A 14903-nucleotide genomic window follows, 5' to 3' on the forward strand; every position below is an offset into this window, starting at 1 on the left:
CCGGGTGATACGTGATCCAGTATGCGACCCCGGGGCCCGGTGGTGCCGGTCAGGGGCGTGCCGGGCCGCCACTGCCCTGAGACTCACTGCCCAGCCGGAAAGCCAGGTCGGACGCGAGCTCCGAGACACAGGTGCGCAGGTCCGTCTCGGCGGCGGCGACCGGACCGCGCGGCGCGGCGGTGAGGTCCGCGCAGGGCCGGACGGGGGCGCACTGGCAGAGCTGGGGCGGCTGCTCGCACCCAGGGGCGGCCGCGCCCCGCGCGCCGGACCACCGCCGCGCCCGGCCGAGGACCCCCGCAGCGAACAGGGCGACCGATGCGCCGACTTGACCCACCTTGAGGTGGAATTCCAGGGGCAGGGGTACGAGGGCCATGCCTTGGGCCTACCCGACCACCCCCGACTCGCAACGTGCGGCTCGGTCCCCGTGGTCCTGCACCGTCACCACGATGCCCAACGGCACGGTGGCGCCACCTCGAAGACAGAAGACATACGTGATCTTCGAGGTGACGCCACCGTAGGGACTGCCGCTGACAGTGGGGGGTGGCGGCGTTATTCGCCGTCGGTCAGCTTGGTCAGTTCCTGGGTTGCCTCGCGCCGGATGCGGCGGCGGGCGGCGAACCAGCCCGCGACGAGCAGGACCACGATGACCGGGATCAGCATCAGGGTCTTGCGGCCCGTGTCCGGGTCGTTCCACATGAGGCCGAGCACGAGCAGCAGGAAGACGATCGTGACGATCTCGGTGACCGGGGACCAGGGCAGGCGGAACGACGGCCGCTTGATCAGGCCCTGCTTGGCCCGCCGGACGAACGCCAGGTGGGCGACCATGATCATGACCCAGGTGCCGATGATGCCGATCGAGGAGACCTCGATGACGATCTCGAAGGCGTCGTGCGGGAGGAGGTAGTTCAGGCCCACGCCCAGGACGCCGACACCGGCGGTGAGCAGGATGCCGCCGTACGGCACCTGGCTGCGGTTCATGCGGGCGGTGAACTTCGGCGCGGAGCCCGACATCGCCATGGAGCGCAGGATGCGGCCGGTGGAGTAGAGGCCGGAGTTGAGGCTGGACATGGCCGCGGTGAGCACGACCAGGTTCATGATGTCGCCGATGCCGCCGACGCCCAGCTTGCTGAACAGCGTGACGAACGGGCTCTCGTCCGACGAGTACACCGAGGACGGGAGCAGCAGAGCGAGCAGCACCACGGAGCCGCAGTAGAAGAGACCGACGCGCCACATGATCGAGTTCACCGCGCGCGGGACGACCTTCTGCGGGTCGGCGGTCTCGCCCGCCGCGACACCCACCAGCTCCAGGGCGGCGTAGGCGAAGACGACGCCCTGCATCACGAGGATCACCGACATGGTGCCGCTCGGCATGAATCCGCCGTGGTCCGTGATCATGCTCAGGCCCGGGGTCTGGCCGTCGATCGGGTGCTGGGTGGCGATCAGGAAGATGCCCACGAACAGGAAGGCGACGAGCGTGGCCACCTTGATGATCGCGAACCAGAATTCCATCTCGCCGAAGTACTTCACGGAGATCAGGTTCACGCCGAGCACGACCGCGAGGGCGATCAGTGCGAGCACCCACTGCGGAATGGTCGTGAAGGCACTCCAGTACTGGGTGTACAGGGCGATCGCGGTGATGTCCGCGATGCCTGTCATCGACCAGTTCAGGAAGTACATCCAGCCGGCGACGTAGGCGCCCTTCTCGCCGAGGAACTCGCGCGCGTACGACACGAAGGAACCGGAGGACGGCCGGTACACGACCATCTCACCGAGGGCGCGCACCACGAGGTACGCGAAGACTCCGCAGACGAGGTACGCGACGGCGAGTGCGGGGCCCGCCGAGTGGAGGCGGCCACCCGCTCCGAGGAACAGTCCGGTACCGATCGCGCCACCGATCGCGATCATGTTGACGTGGCGGGCCTTGAGGTCCTTGCTGTAGCCGGCGTCACCCGCGTCGGCGGGCGCCTGGGACGCATCTGTGCGGGATGCGTCCAGCGCCGTGTTGGCGGCTTCCTTGCTCACGTGGGGGGATCCCTCTGTGGTGCCCGGATCGCTCCGGGGTCCGGATGTGCTGCGGCCCGCGACATTCCTGACATGGCGCGGACCGACTGTGCACCTTCCCCCGCGAGGCGAGCAGCACGCGATGGCGGAGATCACATAGCGGCGCTTCTCACATGATGATCAACCTCTGTACAGCGGGTTCGGCGAGGCGTATAAGCACTCGCCCATTCCCGAACGGCCCCTGGACGCCCGCCTTTTCCGCCGTACCGTGCTGTCACATCATTGGTGTGTCAGCAATACTGTTGAACCTACCGGGCGTGGAACCGGAGCACGGCAGGACACGGACCCGAGAAGCGAGGCGCAGCATGACGACGGACACCGAGGAGCCGACGCTCACGGTCGACGAACTGGCCGCGCGCGCGGGCGTCACCGTCCGTACGATCCGCTTCTACAGCACGAAGGGCCTGCTCCCGCCGCCCGTGATCGGGCCGCGCCGGGTCGGCCACTACGGCCGGGACCACCTCTCCCGGCTCGCGCTCATCGAGGAGCTGCAGCTCCAGGGCATGACGCTCGCGGCGATCGAGCGGTATCTGGAACAGCTGCCCCCGGACCTGAGCGCGGACGACCTGGCGATCCACCGCGCGCTGGTGGCGACGTGGGCCCCGGACTCGGCGGAGGACGTCACGCGGGCCGAGCTGGAGCGCCGGGCCGGGCTGGCCCTGTCCGGGGAGGATCTGGACCGGCTCGCCGCGATGGGCGTCGTCGCGTACCTGGAGGACAGCGACCGCTTCCGCGTGGACCCCGGTCTGCTGCGGCTCGGGGTGGAGCTGCTCGGGGTGCCGATCGCGCACGAGACGATCCTCGCGGCGCGCACCGTCCTCATGCAGCACACGCGGGACGCCGCCCAGGAGCTGACGCGGCTGTTCCGCGACGAGGTGTGGGGGCCCTACCGGGAGCGGGAGTCGAACCCCGAGGATCCCGCGCACGTGGCGGCGATGAAGTCGCTGTCGGCCCATATGCAGCCGATGGTGGTGCAGGCCCTGGTGACCGCGTTCCAGCGGTCGCTCAAGGAGCAGCTGCGGGAGGCGTTCCGCGCCGAGGGCTGAGCCCCCGGCGCGGAACCCCGTGCCGGTCAGGCGTCGGTGAAGGTCTCGCCCTTCCCGGCCTTCTCGACGAGCAGCGCGGTCGGCCGGAAACGCTCGCCGTAGCGCTCGGCGAGCTCGCGCGAGCGGGCCACGAAGCCGGGCAGACCGCCCTCGTAGCCGTTGATGTACTGCAGCACTCCGCCGGTCCAGCCCGGGAAGCCGATACCGAAGATGGAGCCGATGTTGGCGTCCGCGACCGAGGTCAGGACGCCCTCCTCCAGGAGGCGCACCGTGTCGAGCGCCTCGGAGAAGAGCATGCGCTCCTGCATGTCCTTGAACGGGATCTCGTACCCGGACTTGGTGAAGTGCTCGCGCAGGCCCGGCCACAGGCCGGCGCGCTTGCCGTCCACGTACTCGTAGAAGCCCGCGCCACCGCTGCGTCCGGGACGGTCGAACTCCTCGACCATGCGGTCGATGACGACGTCCGAGGGGTGGCCGGCCCAGGTGCCGCCCGCCTCCTCGACGGCCCGCTTCGTCTCGTTACGGATCTTGCGGGGCAGGGTGAGGGTCAGCTCGTCCATGAGGGACAGGACCTTGGCCGGGTAGCCGGCCTGGGCCGCGGCCTGCTCGACGGAGGCGGGCTCGATGCCCTCGGCGACCATCGCGACACCCTCGTTGATGAAGTGCCCGATGACGCGGGAGGTGAAGAACCCGCGCGAGTCGTTCACCACGATCGGCGTCTTGTTGATCTGGCGGACCAGGTCGAAGGCGCGGGCGAGCGCCTCGTCACCGCTGCGCTCGCCCTTGATGATCTCGACGAGCGGCATCTTGTCGACGGGTGAGAAGAAGTGCAGCCCGATGAAGTCCTCGGCCCGCTCGACGCCCTCGGCGAGCAGGGTGATCGGCAGGGTCGAGGTGTTGGAGCACAGCAGCGCGTCGGGCTCGATGACGTGCTGGATCTCCTTGAACACCTTGTGCTTGAGCGCCGGGTCCTCGAAGACGGCCTCGATCACGGCGTCACAGCCCGCGAGGTCCTGCGGTTCGGCGGTGGGCGTGATGCGGGCGAGGAGCGCGTCCGCCTTCTCCTGCGTGGTGCGGCCGCGGGAGACGGCCTTGGCGCAGAGCTTCTCGGAGTAGTTCTTGCCCCGGGCTGCGGCGTCGGCGGTCACGTCCTTGAGGACGACCTCGATGCCCGCGCGGGCGCACGAGTAGGCGATGCCCGCGCCCATCATCCCGGCGCCGAGGACGGCGACCTTGCGGACGGTGCGCTTCTCGATGCCCTTGGGCCGGTTCGCGCCGGAGTTGACGGCCTGGAGGTCGAAGAAGAACGCCTGGATCATGTTCTTCGCGGTCTGGCCGGTGACGAGCTCGGTGAAGTAGCGCGCCTCGATGGTCAGGGCCGTCTCGAAGTCGACCTGGGAGCCCTCGACGGCCGTGGCGAGGATGTTGCGCGGGGCCGGGTAGGGGGCGCCGTTCAGCTGCTTCTTGAGGTTGGCCGGGAAGGCGGGCAGGTTCGCCGCGAACTTCGGGTTGGCCGGGGTGCCGCCCGGAATGCGGTAGCCGGGCTTGTCCCAGGGCTGCTGCGACTCGGGGTTGGCGTCGATGAAGGCGCGCGCCTGGGCGAGCATCTCCTCGGGGGTGACGGCCACTTCGTGGACGAGGCCGTTCTCCAGGGCGCGCTTCGGGGTGTACTGGGTGCCCTGGAGGAGCACCTTCAGCAGGGCGTCGGTGATGCCCATGAGGCGTACGGTGCGGGTCACGCCGCCGCCCGCGGGGAGGAGGCCGAGCGTGACCTCCGGGAGGCCGATCTTGGAGCCGGGCGCGTCGAGGGCGATGCGGTGGTGGGAGGCGAGCGCGATCTCGTAACCGCCGCCCAGGGCCGCGCCGTTGATCGCCGCGACGACGGGCTTGCCGAGCGTCTCGATGCGACGCAGGGAGTTCTTGATGCCGGTGCCGGTCTCGAACGCATGCTGGGCGTTCTCGGGGCCGGCCTTCATCATGTCCTTGAGGTCACCGCCGGCGAAGAACGTCTTCTTGGCGGAGGTGTAGATGATGCCGCGGATCGAGTCCTTCTCGGCCTCGGCGCGGTCGGCGATCGCGGCGATGGAGTCCTTGAACGCCTGGTTCATCGTGTTCGCGGACTGGTTGGGGTCGTCGAGGACGAGGGTGACGATGCCGGTCTCGTCCTGTTCCCAGCGGATGGTGGTGCTCTCGGTCATTTCTGCTGCTCCGTAGATGCCGGTGCGGGAAGGACGGTCAGAGACGCTCGACGATGGTGGCGATGCCCATGCCGCCGCCGACGCACAGCGTGGCGAGGCCGTAGCGCTTGTCCTGGCGCTCCAGCTCGTCGATGAGGGTGCCGAGGATCATCGCGCCGGTGGCGCCGAGCGGGTGGCCGAGCGCGATGGCGCCGCCGTTGACGTTGACCTTGTCGAGGGAGAGGCCCATGTCCTTGACGAAGCGCAGGACGACGGCGGCGAAGGCCTCGTTGATCTCGACGAGGTCGATGTCGTCGATCGTCAGACCGGCCTTGGCGAGGGCCTTGCGGCTGGCGGGCGCGGGACCGGTGAGCATGATCGTCGGCTCGGAACCGGAGACGGCCGCGGAGACGATCCGCGCGCGCGGGGTCAGGCCGTGGCGCTCGCCGACCTCCTTGGTGCCGATGGCGACGAGGGACGCGCCGTCGACGATGCCGGAGGAGTTGCCCGCGTGGTGGACGTGGTCGATCTTCTCGACCCAGTGGTACTTCTGCAGCGCGACGGCGTCGAAGCCGCCGAGGTCACCGATGTCCGCGAACGACGGCTTCAGCTTGGCGAGCGAGTCGGCGGTCGTACCGGGGCGCAGGAACTCGTCGTGGTCGAGGACGGTCAGGCCGCTGCGGTCCGTGACGGGCACGACGGAGCGGGCGAAGCGGCCGTCCTTCACGGCGGCGGCCGCGCGCTCCTGCGAGAGCGCCGCGTACTCGTCGACGTCGCGCCGCGAGAAGCCCTCGATGGTGGCGATCAGGTCCGCGCCGATGCCCTGCGGCACGAAACCCGTCTCGTAGTTGGTCATCGGGTCGGCGAACCAGGCGCCGCCGTCCGAGGCCATCGGGACGCGCGACATCGACTCGACGCCGCCGGCGAGGACGAGGTCCTCCCAGCCCGAACGGACCTTCATGGCCGCCAGGTTGACCGCTTCGAGGCCCGAGGCACAGAAGCGGTTCTCCTGCACACCGGCCACGGTGTCGGGCAGTCCGGCGGCGATGGCCGCGATCCGCGCGATGTCGGAGCCCTGGTCGCCGACCGGGCCGACGACGCCGAGCACGATGTCGTCGATGGCGGCCGGGTCGAGGTCCGGGAAGCGGGCCTGGATCTCGTGGATGAGGCCGACGACGAGGTCGATCGGCTTGGTCCCGTGCAGGGAGCCGGTCGCCTTGCCGCGTCCGCGCGGGGTGCGGATCGCGTCGTACACGTACGCTTCGGTGCTCACTCGCTTGCCTTTCAATGAGGGTGGGCCGGGCGACGAGGGTGGGCCTGGCCGGGAGGTCGGTGGGGAGTCAGCCGAGCAGGGAGCGCCCGATGATCTCCTTCATGATCTCGGTCGTGCCGCCGTAGATCGTCTGGATGCGTCCGTCCGTGAAGGCCTTGGCCACCCGGTACTCCGCCATGTAGCCGTAGCCGCCGTGGAGCTGGAGGCAGCGGTCCGCTACGCGCTTCTGGAGCTCGGTCGCCCACCACTTGGCCATCGAGGCGTGCACCGCGTCGAGTTCGCCGTTCGAGTGGTCGACGATGCAGCGGTCCAGGAAGGTCCGGGTGACGGCGCACTCGGTGGCCATCTCGGCTATCTCGAACCGGATGTGCTGGAGCTTGGCGAGCGGCCGGCCGAAGGCCTCGCGCTCCTTGACGTAGGTCGTGGTGATCTCCAGGAGGTGCTCCGCGGCGGCGATCCCGGCGACGGCGATGCCCATGCGCTCCTGCGCAAGGTTCGTCATCAGGTGGACGAAGGCGCCGTTGAGCTCGCCGAGAAGATTCTCCTTCGGAACGCGTACGTCATTGAAGAAGAGCTCGGCCGTGTCCTGGGACTTCTGGCCGATCTTGTCGAGGTTGCGGCCGCGCTCGAAGCCCTCCATGCCGCGCTCGACGACCAGGAGGGACAGGCCGTGGGCGCCACCGTCGGGCGTCGTCTTCGCGACGACGATCACGAGATCGGCGAGGATCCCGTTCGAGATGAACGTCTTGGAGCCGTTGAGCACCCAGTGGTCGCCGCGGTCCTCGGCCGAGGTGCGGATGCCCTGCAGGTCCGATCCGGCGCCCGGCTCGGTCATCGCGATGGCGGTGATCAGCGAGCCGTCGCAGAAACCGGGCAGCCAGCGGCGCTTCTGCTCGTCCGTGGCGAGCGACGTCAGATACGGCCCGATGATGTCGTTGTGTAGACCGATCGCGAGGCCGGCGGCTCCCACGCGCGTGAACTCCTCGGCGATGACGGCGCTGTAGCGGAAGTCGGCGTTGCCGCCGCCCCCGTACTCCTCGGGCACGGCGAGCCCGAGGAGGCCCTGGCGTCCGGCCGCGAGCCAGGCCTCTCGCGAGACGATGCCGTCCTTCTCCCACTGCTCGTAGTGCGGGGTGACCTCCTTGGCGAGGAAGGTGCGCACGGTCTCGCGGAACGCGTCGTGCTCCCCGGTGAAAATCTGCCGTTCCATTGCCATCGTGGTGCCCTCCTCTACAGCCAGCTCTTGACTGTCTCGACCAGCCGGGCGGGCTCGGGGCCGACCGGGATGACGTTCAGCATGGTGACGCCCGCGGCGCGGAAGGCCTCGACACGCTCGCGCACGTAGCTCTCCGGCCCGCACAGGCTCATGAGCTCGCAGAACTCGTCCGGGACGGCGGCCTCCGCCTCCTTCTTCTTCCCGGAGAGGTAGAGCTCCTGGATGAGCTTGGCCTCCTTCTCGTATCCGTAGGCCACGGCGAGGTCGTTGTAGAAGTTCTTGCCGACCGCGCCCATGCCGCCCACGTACAGGGCGATGTTGGGGCGGGCGAGGTCGCGGGATGCCGCCGCGTCCGCGCCGATGGCGAGCAGGCCGCCCGCGACGACCTGGAGCGGTCCGAGCTCGGGGGCGCGCTCGGCGGCGCCATCGGCGAGCGGGGTGCCCCACACCTGGTGGGCCTTCTCCGGGATGAAGAGGGTGGGCAGCCAGCCGTCGGCGATCTCGGCGGTCATCCGCACGTTCGCGGGGCCCAACGAGGCGACGTACAGCGGGACTTCGGGGCGCACGGGCCTGGAGAGGATCTTCAGGGGCTTGCCGAGCCTGCCGCCCTTCTCCGGGGGCAGCGGCATGTCCGTGATGCCGTGGTGGTCGATGACCTCGCGGCGCAGGATGCGCCGGGTCAGCTCGATGGTCTCGCGGGTACGGCCGAGGGGCTTGTCGTACGCCTTCCCGTGCCAGCCCTCGACGACCTGCGGGCCCGACGCGCCCAGGCCGATGATGGCGCGGCCGCCGGAGACGGCGTCGAGTCCGGCGGCGGTCTGGGCGATGAGGGCGGGGGTGCGCGAGTAGACGTTGAGGATCGCGGCGCCGATCTTCATGCGCTCGGTGCGGGCGGCGAGATAGCCCATGATCGTGGGCGAGTCGAAGCCGTAGGCCTCCGCGACCCAGACGGCGTCGAGGCCCGCCGACTCGAGCGCGGCGGCGTCGTCGGCCGCCTGCCGGGGGTCTGCTGCGTAGGCGAGCGGTGCGGACAGCTCCATCAGTTCTCTTCCTTCGTCAGGCTCGGTACGTCCCAGTCGCGGGCCACGCCGGCGGTGTCGGCGCCCGGCTGCGCGGGGCCGCTGCGGACGGCGGTGGGGGTCGCGGAGAAGCGGGGTGCGGGGGCGGGCTGGGTGATGCCGTCGTGGTCGGTGAAGGTGCCGCGCGCGGCCAGGTGGGGGTGGCCGGGCGCCTCGCGCAGGGACAGGACCGGCGCCACGCACGCGTCGGACCCCTCGAACACGGCCGTCCACTCCTCGCGGGTACGGGACTTGAACCGGGCGGCGACGGCGTCGCGCAGCTCGCCCCACCGGGCGAGGTCCTTGCGGGCGGGCGCCGTGCCGTCGATGCCGAGGAGCGCGATGAACTCGTCGTAGAACTGCTGCTCAAGGGCGCCGACCGCCATGTACTTGCCGTCGGAGGTCTCGTACGTCCCGTAGAAGGGGCAGCCGCCGTCGAGGAGGTTGCTGCCGCGCCGGTCCTGCCAGCCGCCTGCCGCGAGCATGCCGTGGATCATCGCGGCGAGGTGCGAGGCGCCGTCGACGATCGCGGCGTCCACGACCTGGCCCGCGCCGGTGTCACGCGCGTGGTGGAGGGCGGCGAGGATGCCGACGACGAGGTAGAGCGAGCCGCCCGCGAAGTCACCGACGAGGTTCGCGGGGACGGTCGGCGGCTCGTCCGGCTTGCCGATCATGCCGAGGGTGCCGGTGAGGGCGATGTACGCAATGTCGTGCCCGGCGCGCTGCGCGAGGGGGCCTTCCTGGCCCCAGCCGGTCATGCGTCCGTAGACGAGGCGCGGGTTGCGGGCGTGACAGGCGTCGGGGCCGACGCCCAGACGCTCGGCGACCCCGGGACGATAGCCCTCGATGAGGACGTCCGCCTTGGCGACGAGGTCGAGGACGCGCGCCGGGCCGTCGTCCGCCTTGAGGTCGATGATCACGGAGCGTTTGTTGCGGTTGGTGATGTCGTACTCGGGGTCGATCGCGAGCCCGGCTCCGCCGGGGCGGTCCACGCGCACGACATCGGCGCCCAGGTCGGCGAGGAGCATCGCGGCGAACGGGCCCGGGCCGATGCCCGCCAGTTCGACCACGCGCACCCCGGCGAGCGGGCCGCTGTTCGCCATCCCTGCCACTGCCATCAAGCCCCCAGCACTGTGACACAACTGATGTAACACCAGTGATGCTAAGAACGTGTTCCACTCAGCACAACCCCTGGAGAGCAAGCGCTTAGTAATTTACGACGCGCTGCTGCCGTGTCGCCAGGAGGCGCGTATGGATTCGGGGGCACCGGCCTGAAACGACATGCCATTACCTCCTGGGGGCGATGCTCATCGCGCGTCCAGTTCGGCGACGAGTTTCTTCGTGGCCACCGTCCGATAGCTCTCCTCCACCCAGTCGCAGATCAGCTCCGCGCCCGGGGCGCCCTTCACCTCCAGGGGGATCTGCACCCAGCCCGCCTTGCCGAGGCCGTATCCGGCGGGCTCGGCGCCGGGAGTCGTGAGCGCGTGCGCGTGGGCCGCCTCGTCCCTGAGCTTGACCGTGAGCCCCATCGGACAGCTGCCGTCGTCGACGCCGAGGAACACGAACACCTTCTTGTTCACCTTCGCGACCGTCTCGCCCCAGGGGAAGTCCTCTGTGGCACCCGGCATCCCGAGTGCGAACTCCCGTACGCGCGCCCACGTCTTGAGCGCCCGCTGCGACGGCTTCCTCGGCTCGGCCACGACGACCTCCCGCTCCAGGCGGGGCCCCTGAACCTCCGCTCCCCCCTCACGCTAGCCTCGGCCACCGACAACGGCGCGGGGCTCAGGGCTGAGGGGTGTCATGACCAGGCAGGACAGCGGGCACGGCAAGGATCGGGACATGCGGGACAGGGCCGACAGAGCCGACAGGACAGGCCGCGAGTACGACATCGTGCTCTTCGGGGCGACCGGGTTCACCGGCACGCTCACCGCCGAGTATCTGGCGGCGCACGCGCCCGAGGGGCTGCGGTGGGCCGTCGCGGGGCGCGACACGGGGAAGCTGGAGCGGCTGCGCGAGCGCCTCACCGCGATCGACCCCGCGTGCGCCGTGCTGCCGCTGGTCCGCGCCGACGTCGCCGACCCGCCGTCTCTGCACGCCCTCGCGGCACGCACGCGCGTGGTGGCCACGACCGTCGGCCCGTACGTCACCTACGGCCAGGACCTCGTGGCCGCGTGCGCCGAGGAGGGCACCGACTACACGGACCTGTGCGGCGAGCCCGAATTCGTCGACGTCACGTACGTACGGCACGACGCCCGCGCGCGGGAGACCGGGGCGCGCCTCGTCCACGCGTGCGGCTTCGACTCGGTCCCGCACGACCTGGGCGTGCACTTCACGGTGGGGCAGCTCCCCGAGGGCGTGCCGCTGCGCATCGACGGGTACGTGCGGTCGAACGCGACGTTCTCGGGCGGCACGTTCGCGTCCGCGCTGACGCAGTTCTCGCGGGGCCGGCAGATGCTGGCCGCGCAGCAGGACCGGCGGCGGCACCAGCCGCGCCTCGTCGGCCGCAGGGCGTACGCGCCGACGGGCGCGCCGCGCTACGCCAAGGAGGTCGACGCGTGGGCGCTGCCGCTCCCGACGATCGACCCGCAGGTCGTACAGCGCTCCGCGCGGGCTCTGGAACGCTACGGTCCCGACTTCCGCTACCGGCACTACGCGGCGGTGCGGCACCTGCCCGTCGCGTTCGGCGGCGTCGCGGCTACGGGCGCGCTGTTCGCTGCCGCCCAACTGCCGCCCGCGCGCAGGTGGTTGTCGGGACGGCTCAAGCCGGGTGACGGACCGGACGAGGCGCGGCGCGCGGCGAGCTGGTTCTCGGTGCGCTTCGTCGGCGAGGGCGGCGGCCGCCGCGTGTACACGGAGGTCTCGGGCGGGGACCCCGGCTACGACGAGACGGCGAAGATGCTCGGCGAGTCCGCGATGTGCCTGGCCCTCGACGACCTGCCCGAGACCTCGGGCCAGGTCACCACGGCCGTCGCGATGGGCGATGCCCTGACGACCCGCCTGCGGAATGCGGGGATCAGGTTCCGGGTGGCGGCTACGCGATAGGCCACGCGCGCGGCGGTGACCAGGCGACACGGGGAGGCCGGCCTCAGCTGGTGACTACGCGCGCAGAGCACCCTCCGGGGCCTTCACGCGTGGCCGCGACGCGCTAGCAGGTGGCCACGCGCGCGGTGACGCGCCCTGGGCTTGCTTCGCCGAGGACGCGGCAGGTGGCTACGCGCGCGTGGCGTCCTCCTGGGCCTCCGCCAGCGCTCGCCTGCACAGCGCGTCCGCTCTGCGGGTCGTTTCGGGCTGGCGGTAGTTCGGCGTGAGGCTCAGGGTGTGGGCGCACGCGGTGTCGAGGCTCGTGCGGTGGCCGACGGAGACGTAGACGGGTTTGACGCCGTCGCGGGTGCGCAGGGCCCGGCCGACCTCCTCGTCGCCGTCCAGCAGGGGCGCCGTGCTGCCGCGCGGCGCCGCCGGCTCCTCGTGCGTGAAGGTGAACGGGTTCTTCGCGACGCCGATCGTGGGCAGCCCCGTCAGGATGCCGAGGTGGCTGGCGAGGCCGAAGCGGCGAGGGTGGGCCAGCCCGTACCCGTCGCAGACGACGAGCCCGGGGCGGGAGCTGAGCCCCTCCAGGGCGGCGACGACGGTCGGGATCTCGCGGAAGGCCAGCAGGCCCGGCACGTACGGGAAGGAGATCCGGCCGACGGCGGTGGACTCCTCCACGACGTCGAGGGTCGCCGCGTCGAGCACGACGGCCGCCGCGGCGACGAGGTCGCACTCGTCGTCGTAGGCCACGTCGACCCCGGTGACGAATCCGGTGCCGGGCGGGGGCCCCGGCTCGTCGAGGACGACGCGGGCGCGCAGCTCGTCCTGGACCGCGCGGGCGGAGCGCTCCTCGGTGGGCCAGTCGGCGAGGATCTGTTGGCGGCTCATGATGGCGACCACCATAGAGCGCGGGGCCGGCGGGCCACGGGTAGCCTGGCGATCATGTTTGTACTCGAGCTGACCTACACGGCCCCGGTCGAGCGCGTCGACGCGCTTCACGAAGCGCACATCGCCTGGCTCATCGAGCAGTACGAAGCCGGCGTCTTCATCGCTTCCGGCCGCAAGAACCCGCGCGACGGCGGGATCATCCTCGCCGTCGGGGACGACCGCGCGCAGATCGAGAAGATCACGGCGGCCGACCCCTTCGTCACCGGCGACGTGTGCGCGTACCGCGTCACGGAGTTCATCGCGACGAAGACGGCACCCGAACTGGAGCGCTTCCGACAGCAGTTGGCCGGCTAGTCGGCCGGGCCCCGGTCACCGTTCCAGCCGGGCGATGCGCCCCTTCTCGCCCGAGGCCCAGCACGCGCCGTCGTGGGTGCAGTCCGCCGTGTCGTACGAGCCCGTGTCGACCGTGCGCCACGTGCGGCCCGCGTCGAGCGTGAGGTCGGTCCCCGTCGGGCCGACCGCGAGGGCGCTCGTGCGGCTGTGCGGGAGCCAGGTGACGCCCGAGCGGTAGGCGGGGACGGGCGCGGCGGACGGTGTCCAGGTGCGGCCGCCGTCGCGCGTCGTGGCCGAGGCACGAGGGGACGCCTGATCCCCGCGGTAGTCACCGCCGACCGCGATGCCGTGCGTGCGGTCGCGGAACGCGAGGCCGAAGACGCCGCGCGCCGGGTCGCCCGCCGGGATCGGGGCGTCGGTCGCCCGCCAGGTCAGGCCACGATCCGACGAGTGCAGCACGCGCGCGCGTGCGGCCCCGCCCGTGGCCAGCCACACATCGCGCGGACCGGAGCTGACCAGGCACTGGCCGCTCGCCGCGAACCCGGCCTCGCCCTCCTGCGCCGCGGGCATGCCCTCGCTGGGCAGGACGTCCCAGGAGCGTCCTCCGTCGCGCGTGGACAGGATCCGGTACTTGCCGTCGACGGGGTCGCTCATCGCGAGGCCGTGGCGCGCGTCGAAGAACGTCAGGCAGTCGTAGAACGCCTTCGGGTCGGGGTTGCGGAAGGACTCGGTCCAGGTGGCCCCGCCGTCGTCCGTGCGGAACACCCGCGAGGCGTCGCCCTCACCGATCGCGAGGACGACCGCGTGCCGGCTGTCGAAGGCCTCGATGTCACGGAACTCCAGCTCGCCCGCGCCGGGCGGGGACACGTTGCGCCAGTGGGCGCCGCCGTCGGAGGTGCGGAGCACCGTGCCCTTGGCCCCGGCCACCCACGCCGCGTCGCGGCTCACCGCGGCAAGTCCCCGGAACCGCGCGTCCGTGCCGGATCCCTTCAGTGCCCAATGCGGCTTCGCCTGTGCGTGCCCTCCACCGGCCTGTGCACCGGCGGCTTGTGCACCGGCGGCCTGCGCCGGACCCGCCGGAGCGAACGCGAGGGCGAGTGCCGCCCCGGCCAGCCCCATGGACACCATGCGTCTCGACTTCCCCATGCCCCTCATGGCGGGCGAAGCTAGCCCACTCCCCCGGCCCCGTCCAGATGGCCTGCCGACCGGAACGACGCCTGCCGGTGACCGAGGTCACTCACCTTTCCTGGGCCGCCCGGTGCACGGATTCCCTCGTTCCGCCGTCTCTTCAAGTGGCGGGGAGTCCTACCCGCCGTCCCACCCGTCGTCCGGCATGCCGTCCGACCCGCCGTCCGAGCTGTTGCCCGAACCGCCGTCCGTTCAGCCGTCACAAGGGAGCAGGCGTTGTCCACCGTCATCGAGCAAGCCGTAGAGGCCCGTCTCGTCGCCGCCGCGCCGCGGATGTCGACCATTCCCGCGACGTTGCGCTACGACATGCGGGACCCCTTCGCCGTGCGCATGTCGTTCCCCGCGCCTGCCACGCTCGAGGGCGTCGACGTGAGCTGGACGTTCGCCCGCGAGCTGCTCTCGGCCGGAGTGCGGGAGCCGGCCGGTGCGGGCGACGTCCGGGTACGGCCGTACGGCTTCGACCGCACGGTCCTGGAGTTCCACGCCCACGAAGGCACGGCGATCGTGCACATCCGGACGGGCGAGCTGCACCGCTTCCTCAGCAGCACGGCGGCGATGGTGCCGGTGGGCGACGAGCATCTGCACGTGGACCTGGACGGCGATCTGGCGGAGCTGATGCGGGACGCGTACTGACCA

Annotated in this window: 14 protein-coding genes; 4 read left to right on the top strand and 10 right to left on the bottom strand. The window is 71.1% G+C overall.

Annotated features, from left to right (window positions below; all coding sequences use genetic code 11):
* Nucleotides 1–49: 49 nt before the first annotated feature.
* Together OG758_RS13170 and OG758_RS13175 are read right to left on the bottom strand one after the other, a co-directional pair.
* Nucleotides 50–373, bottom strand: a complete 324-nt coding sequence (locus OG758_RS13170) for a hypothetical protein (RefSeq protein ID WP_326710163.1) — start codon at nt 371–373, stop codon at nt 50–52.
* 176 nt (nt 374–549) lie between these two features.
* Complete coding sequence (locus OG758_RS13175; RefSeq protein ID WP_326710164.1) at nt 550–2022, bottom strand: amino acid permease; 1473 nt, start codon at nt 2020–2022, stop codon at nt 550–552.
* Nucleotides 2023–2366: 344 nt separating this feature from the next.
* Here OG758_RS13175 and OG758_RS13180 point away from each other — a divergent pair, with 344 nt between their 5' ends.
* Nucleotides 2367–3107, top strand: coding sequence for a MerR family transcriptional regulator (locus OG758_RS13180; protein WP_326710165.1), 741 nt, complete (start codon nt 2367–2369; stop codon nt 3105–3107).
* Nucleotides 3108–3133: 26 nt separating this feature from the next.
* Here the strand turns inward: OG758_RS13180 and OG758_RS13185 are convergent, their stop codons facing one another.
* The 6 genes from OG758_RS13185 to OG758_RS13210 all read right to left on the bottom strand — a co-directional run bounded on the left by OG758_RS13185 (nt 3134) and on the right by OG758_RS13210 (nt 10459).
* Entirely contained in the window at nt 3134–5305 is a 2172-nt protein-coding gene (locus OG758_RS13185) for a 3-hydroxyacyl-CoA dehydrogenase NAD-binding domain-containing protein (protein WP_326710166.1), read from the bottom strand.
* 37 nt (nt 5306–5342) lie between these two features.
* Nucleotides 5343–6557 (bottom strand): acetyl-CoA C-acetyltransferase, encoded by a 1215-nt coding sequence (locus OG758_RS13190; RefSeq protein WP_266557720.1) that lies wholly within the window; start codon nt 6555–6557, stop codon nt 5343–5345.
* A 67-nt stretch (nt 6558–6624) separates the two neighbouring features.
* Nucleotides 6625–7767, bottom strand: a complete 1143-nt coding sequence (locus OG758_RS13195) for an acyl-CoA dehydrogenase family protein (protein WP_326715893.1) — start codon at nt 7765–7767, stop codon at nt 6625–6627.
* A 20-nt stretch (nt 7768–7787) separates the two neighbouring features.
* Nucleotides 7788–8813, bottom strand: a complete 1026-nt coding sequence (locus OG758_RS13200) for an LLM class F420-dependent oxidoreductase (protein WP_326710167.1) — start codon at nt 8811–8813, stop codon at nt 7788–7790.
* Nucleotides 8813–9949 carry a CaiB/BaiF CoA transferase family protein gene (locus tag OG758_RS13205; RefSeq protein ID WP_326710168.1) on the bottom strand — a complete coding sequence of 379 codons (1137 nt, stop codon included), beginning with the start codon at nt 9947–9949 and terminating at the stop codon, nt 8813–8815. The genes OG758_RS13200 and OG758_RS13205 overlap by 1 nt, the downstream gene beginning before the upstream one ends.
* 189 nt (nt 9950–10138) lie before the next feature.
* A complete protein-coding gene (locus tag OG758_RS13210) occupies nt 10139–10459 on the bottom strand; it encodes an MmcQ/YjbR family DNA-binding protein (RefSeq protein WP_326715894.1) in 321 nt (106 codons plus the stop codon).
* A 211-nt stretch (nt 10460–10670) separates the two neighbouring features.
* On the opposite strand from OG758_RS13210, the gene OG758_RS13215 reads away from it, so the two are divergent.
* On the top strand, nt 10671–11873 hold the full coding sequence (locus OG758_RS13215) for a saccharopine dehydrogenase family protein (RefSeq protein ID WP_326715895.1): 1203 nt from the start codon (nt 10671–10673) through the stop codon (nt 11871–11873).
* Nucleotides 11874–12041: 168 nt separating this feature from the next.
* Here OG758_RS13215 and OG758_RS13220 read toward each other — a convergent pair whose 3' ends face one another.
* Nucleotides 12042–12746: an endonuclease V gene (locus tag OG758_RS13220; protein ID WP_326710169.1), complete on the bottom strand. Its 705-nt coding sequence runs from the start codon at nt 12744–12746 to the stop codon at nt 12042–12044.
* Nucleotides 12747–12800: 54 nt separating this feature from the next.
* Here OG758_RS13220 and OG758_RS13225 point away from each other — a divergent pair, with 54 nt between their 5' ends.
* Nucleotides 12801–13100: a YciI family protein gene (locus tag OG758_RS13225; RefSeq protein WP_326710170.1), complete on the top strand. Its 300-nt coding sequence runs from the start codon at nt 12801–12803 to the stop codon at nt 13098–13100.
* A gap of 15 nt (nt 13101–13115) precedes the next feature.
* On the opposite strand, the gene OG758_RS13230 is transcribed toward OG758_RS13225, so the two are convergent.
* A complete protein-coding gene (locus OG758_RS13230; RefSeq protein ID WP_382060891.1) occupies nt 13116–14225 on the bottom strand; it encodes a WD40/YVTN/BNR-like repeat-containing protein in 1110 nt (369 codons plus the stop codon).
* Nucleotides 14226–14483: 258 nt separating this feature from the next.
* Between OG758_RS13230 and OG758_RS13235 the strand changes: the two genes are divergently transcribed.
* Nucleotides 14484–14900 (top strand): SsgA family sporulation/cell division regulator, encoded by a 417-nt coding sequence (locus OG758_RS13235; RefSeq protein ID WP_326710172.1) that lies wholly within the window; start codon nt 14484–14486, stop codon nt 14898–14900.
* Nucleotides 14901–14903: the final 3 nt, after the last annotated feature.

The sequence above is a fragment of the Streptomyces sp. NBC_01474 genome, assembly GCF_035918215.1.
Taxonomy (GTDB): Bacteria; Actinomycetota; Actinomycetes; order Streptomycetales; family Streptomycetaceae; genus Streptomyces; species Streptomyces aureus.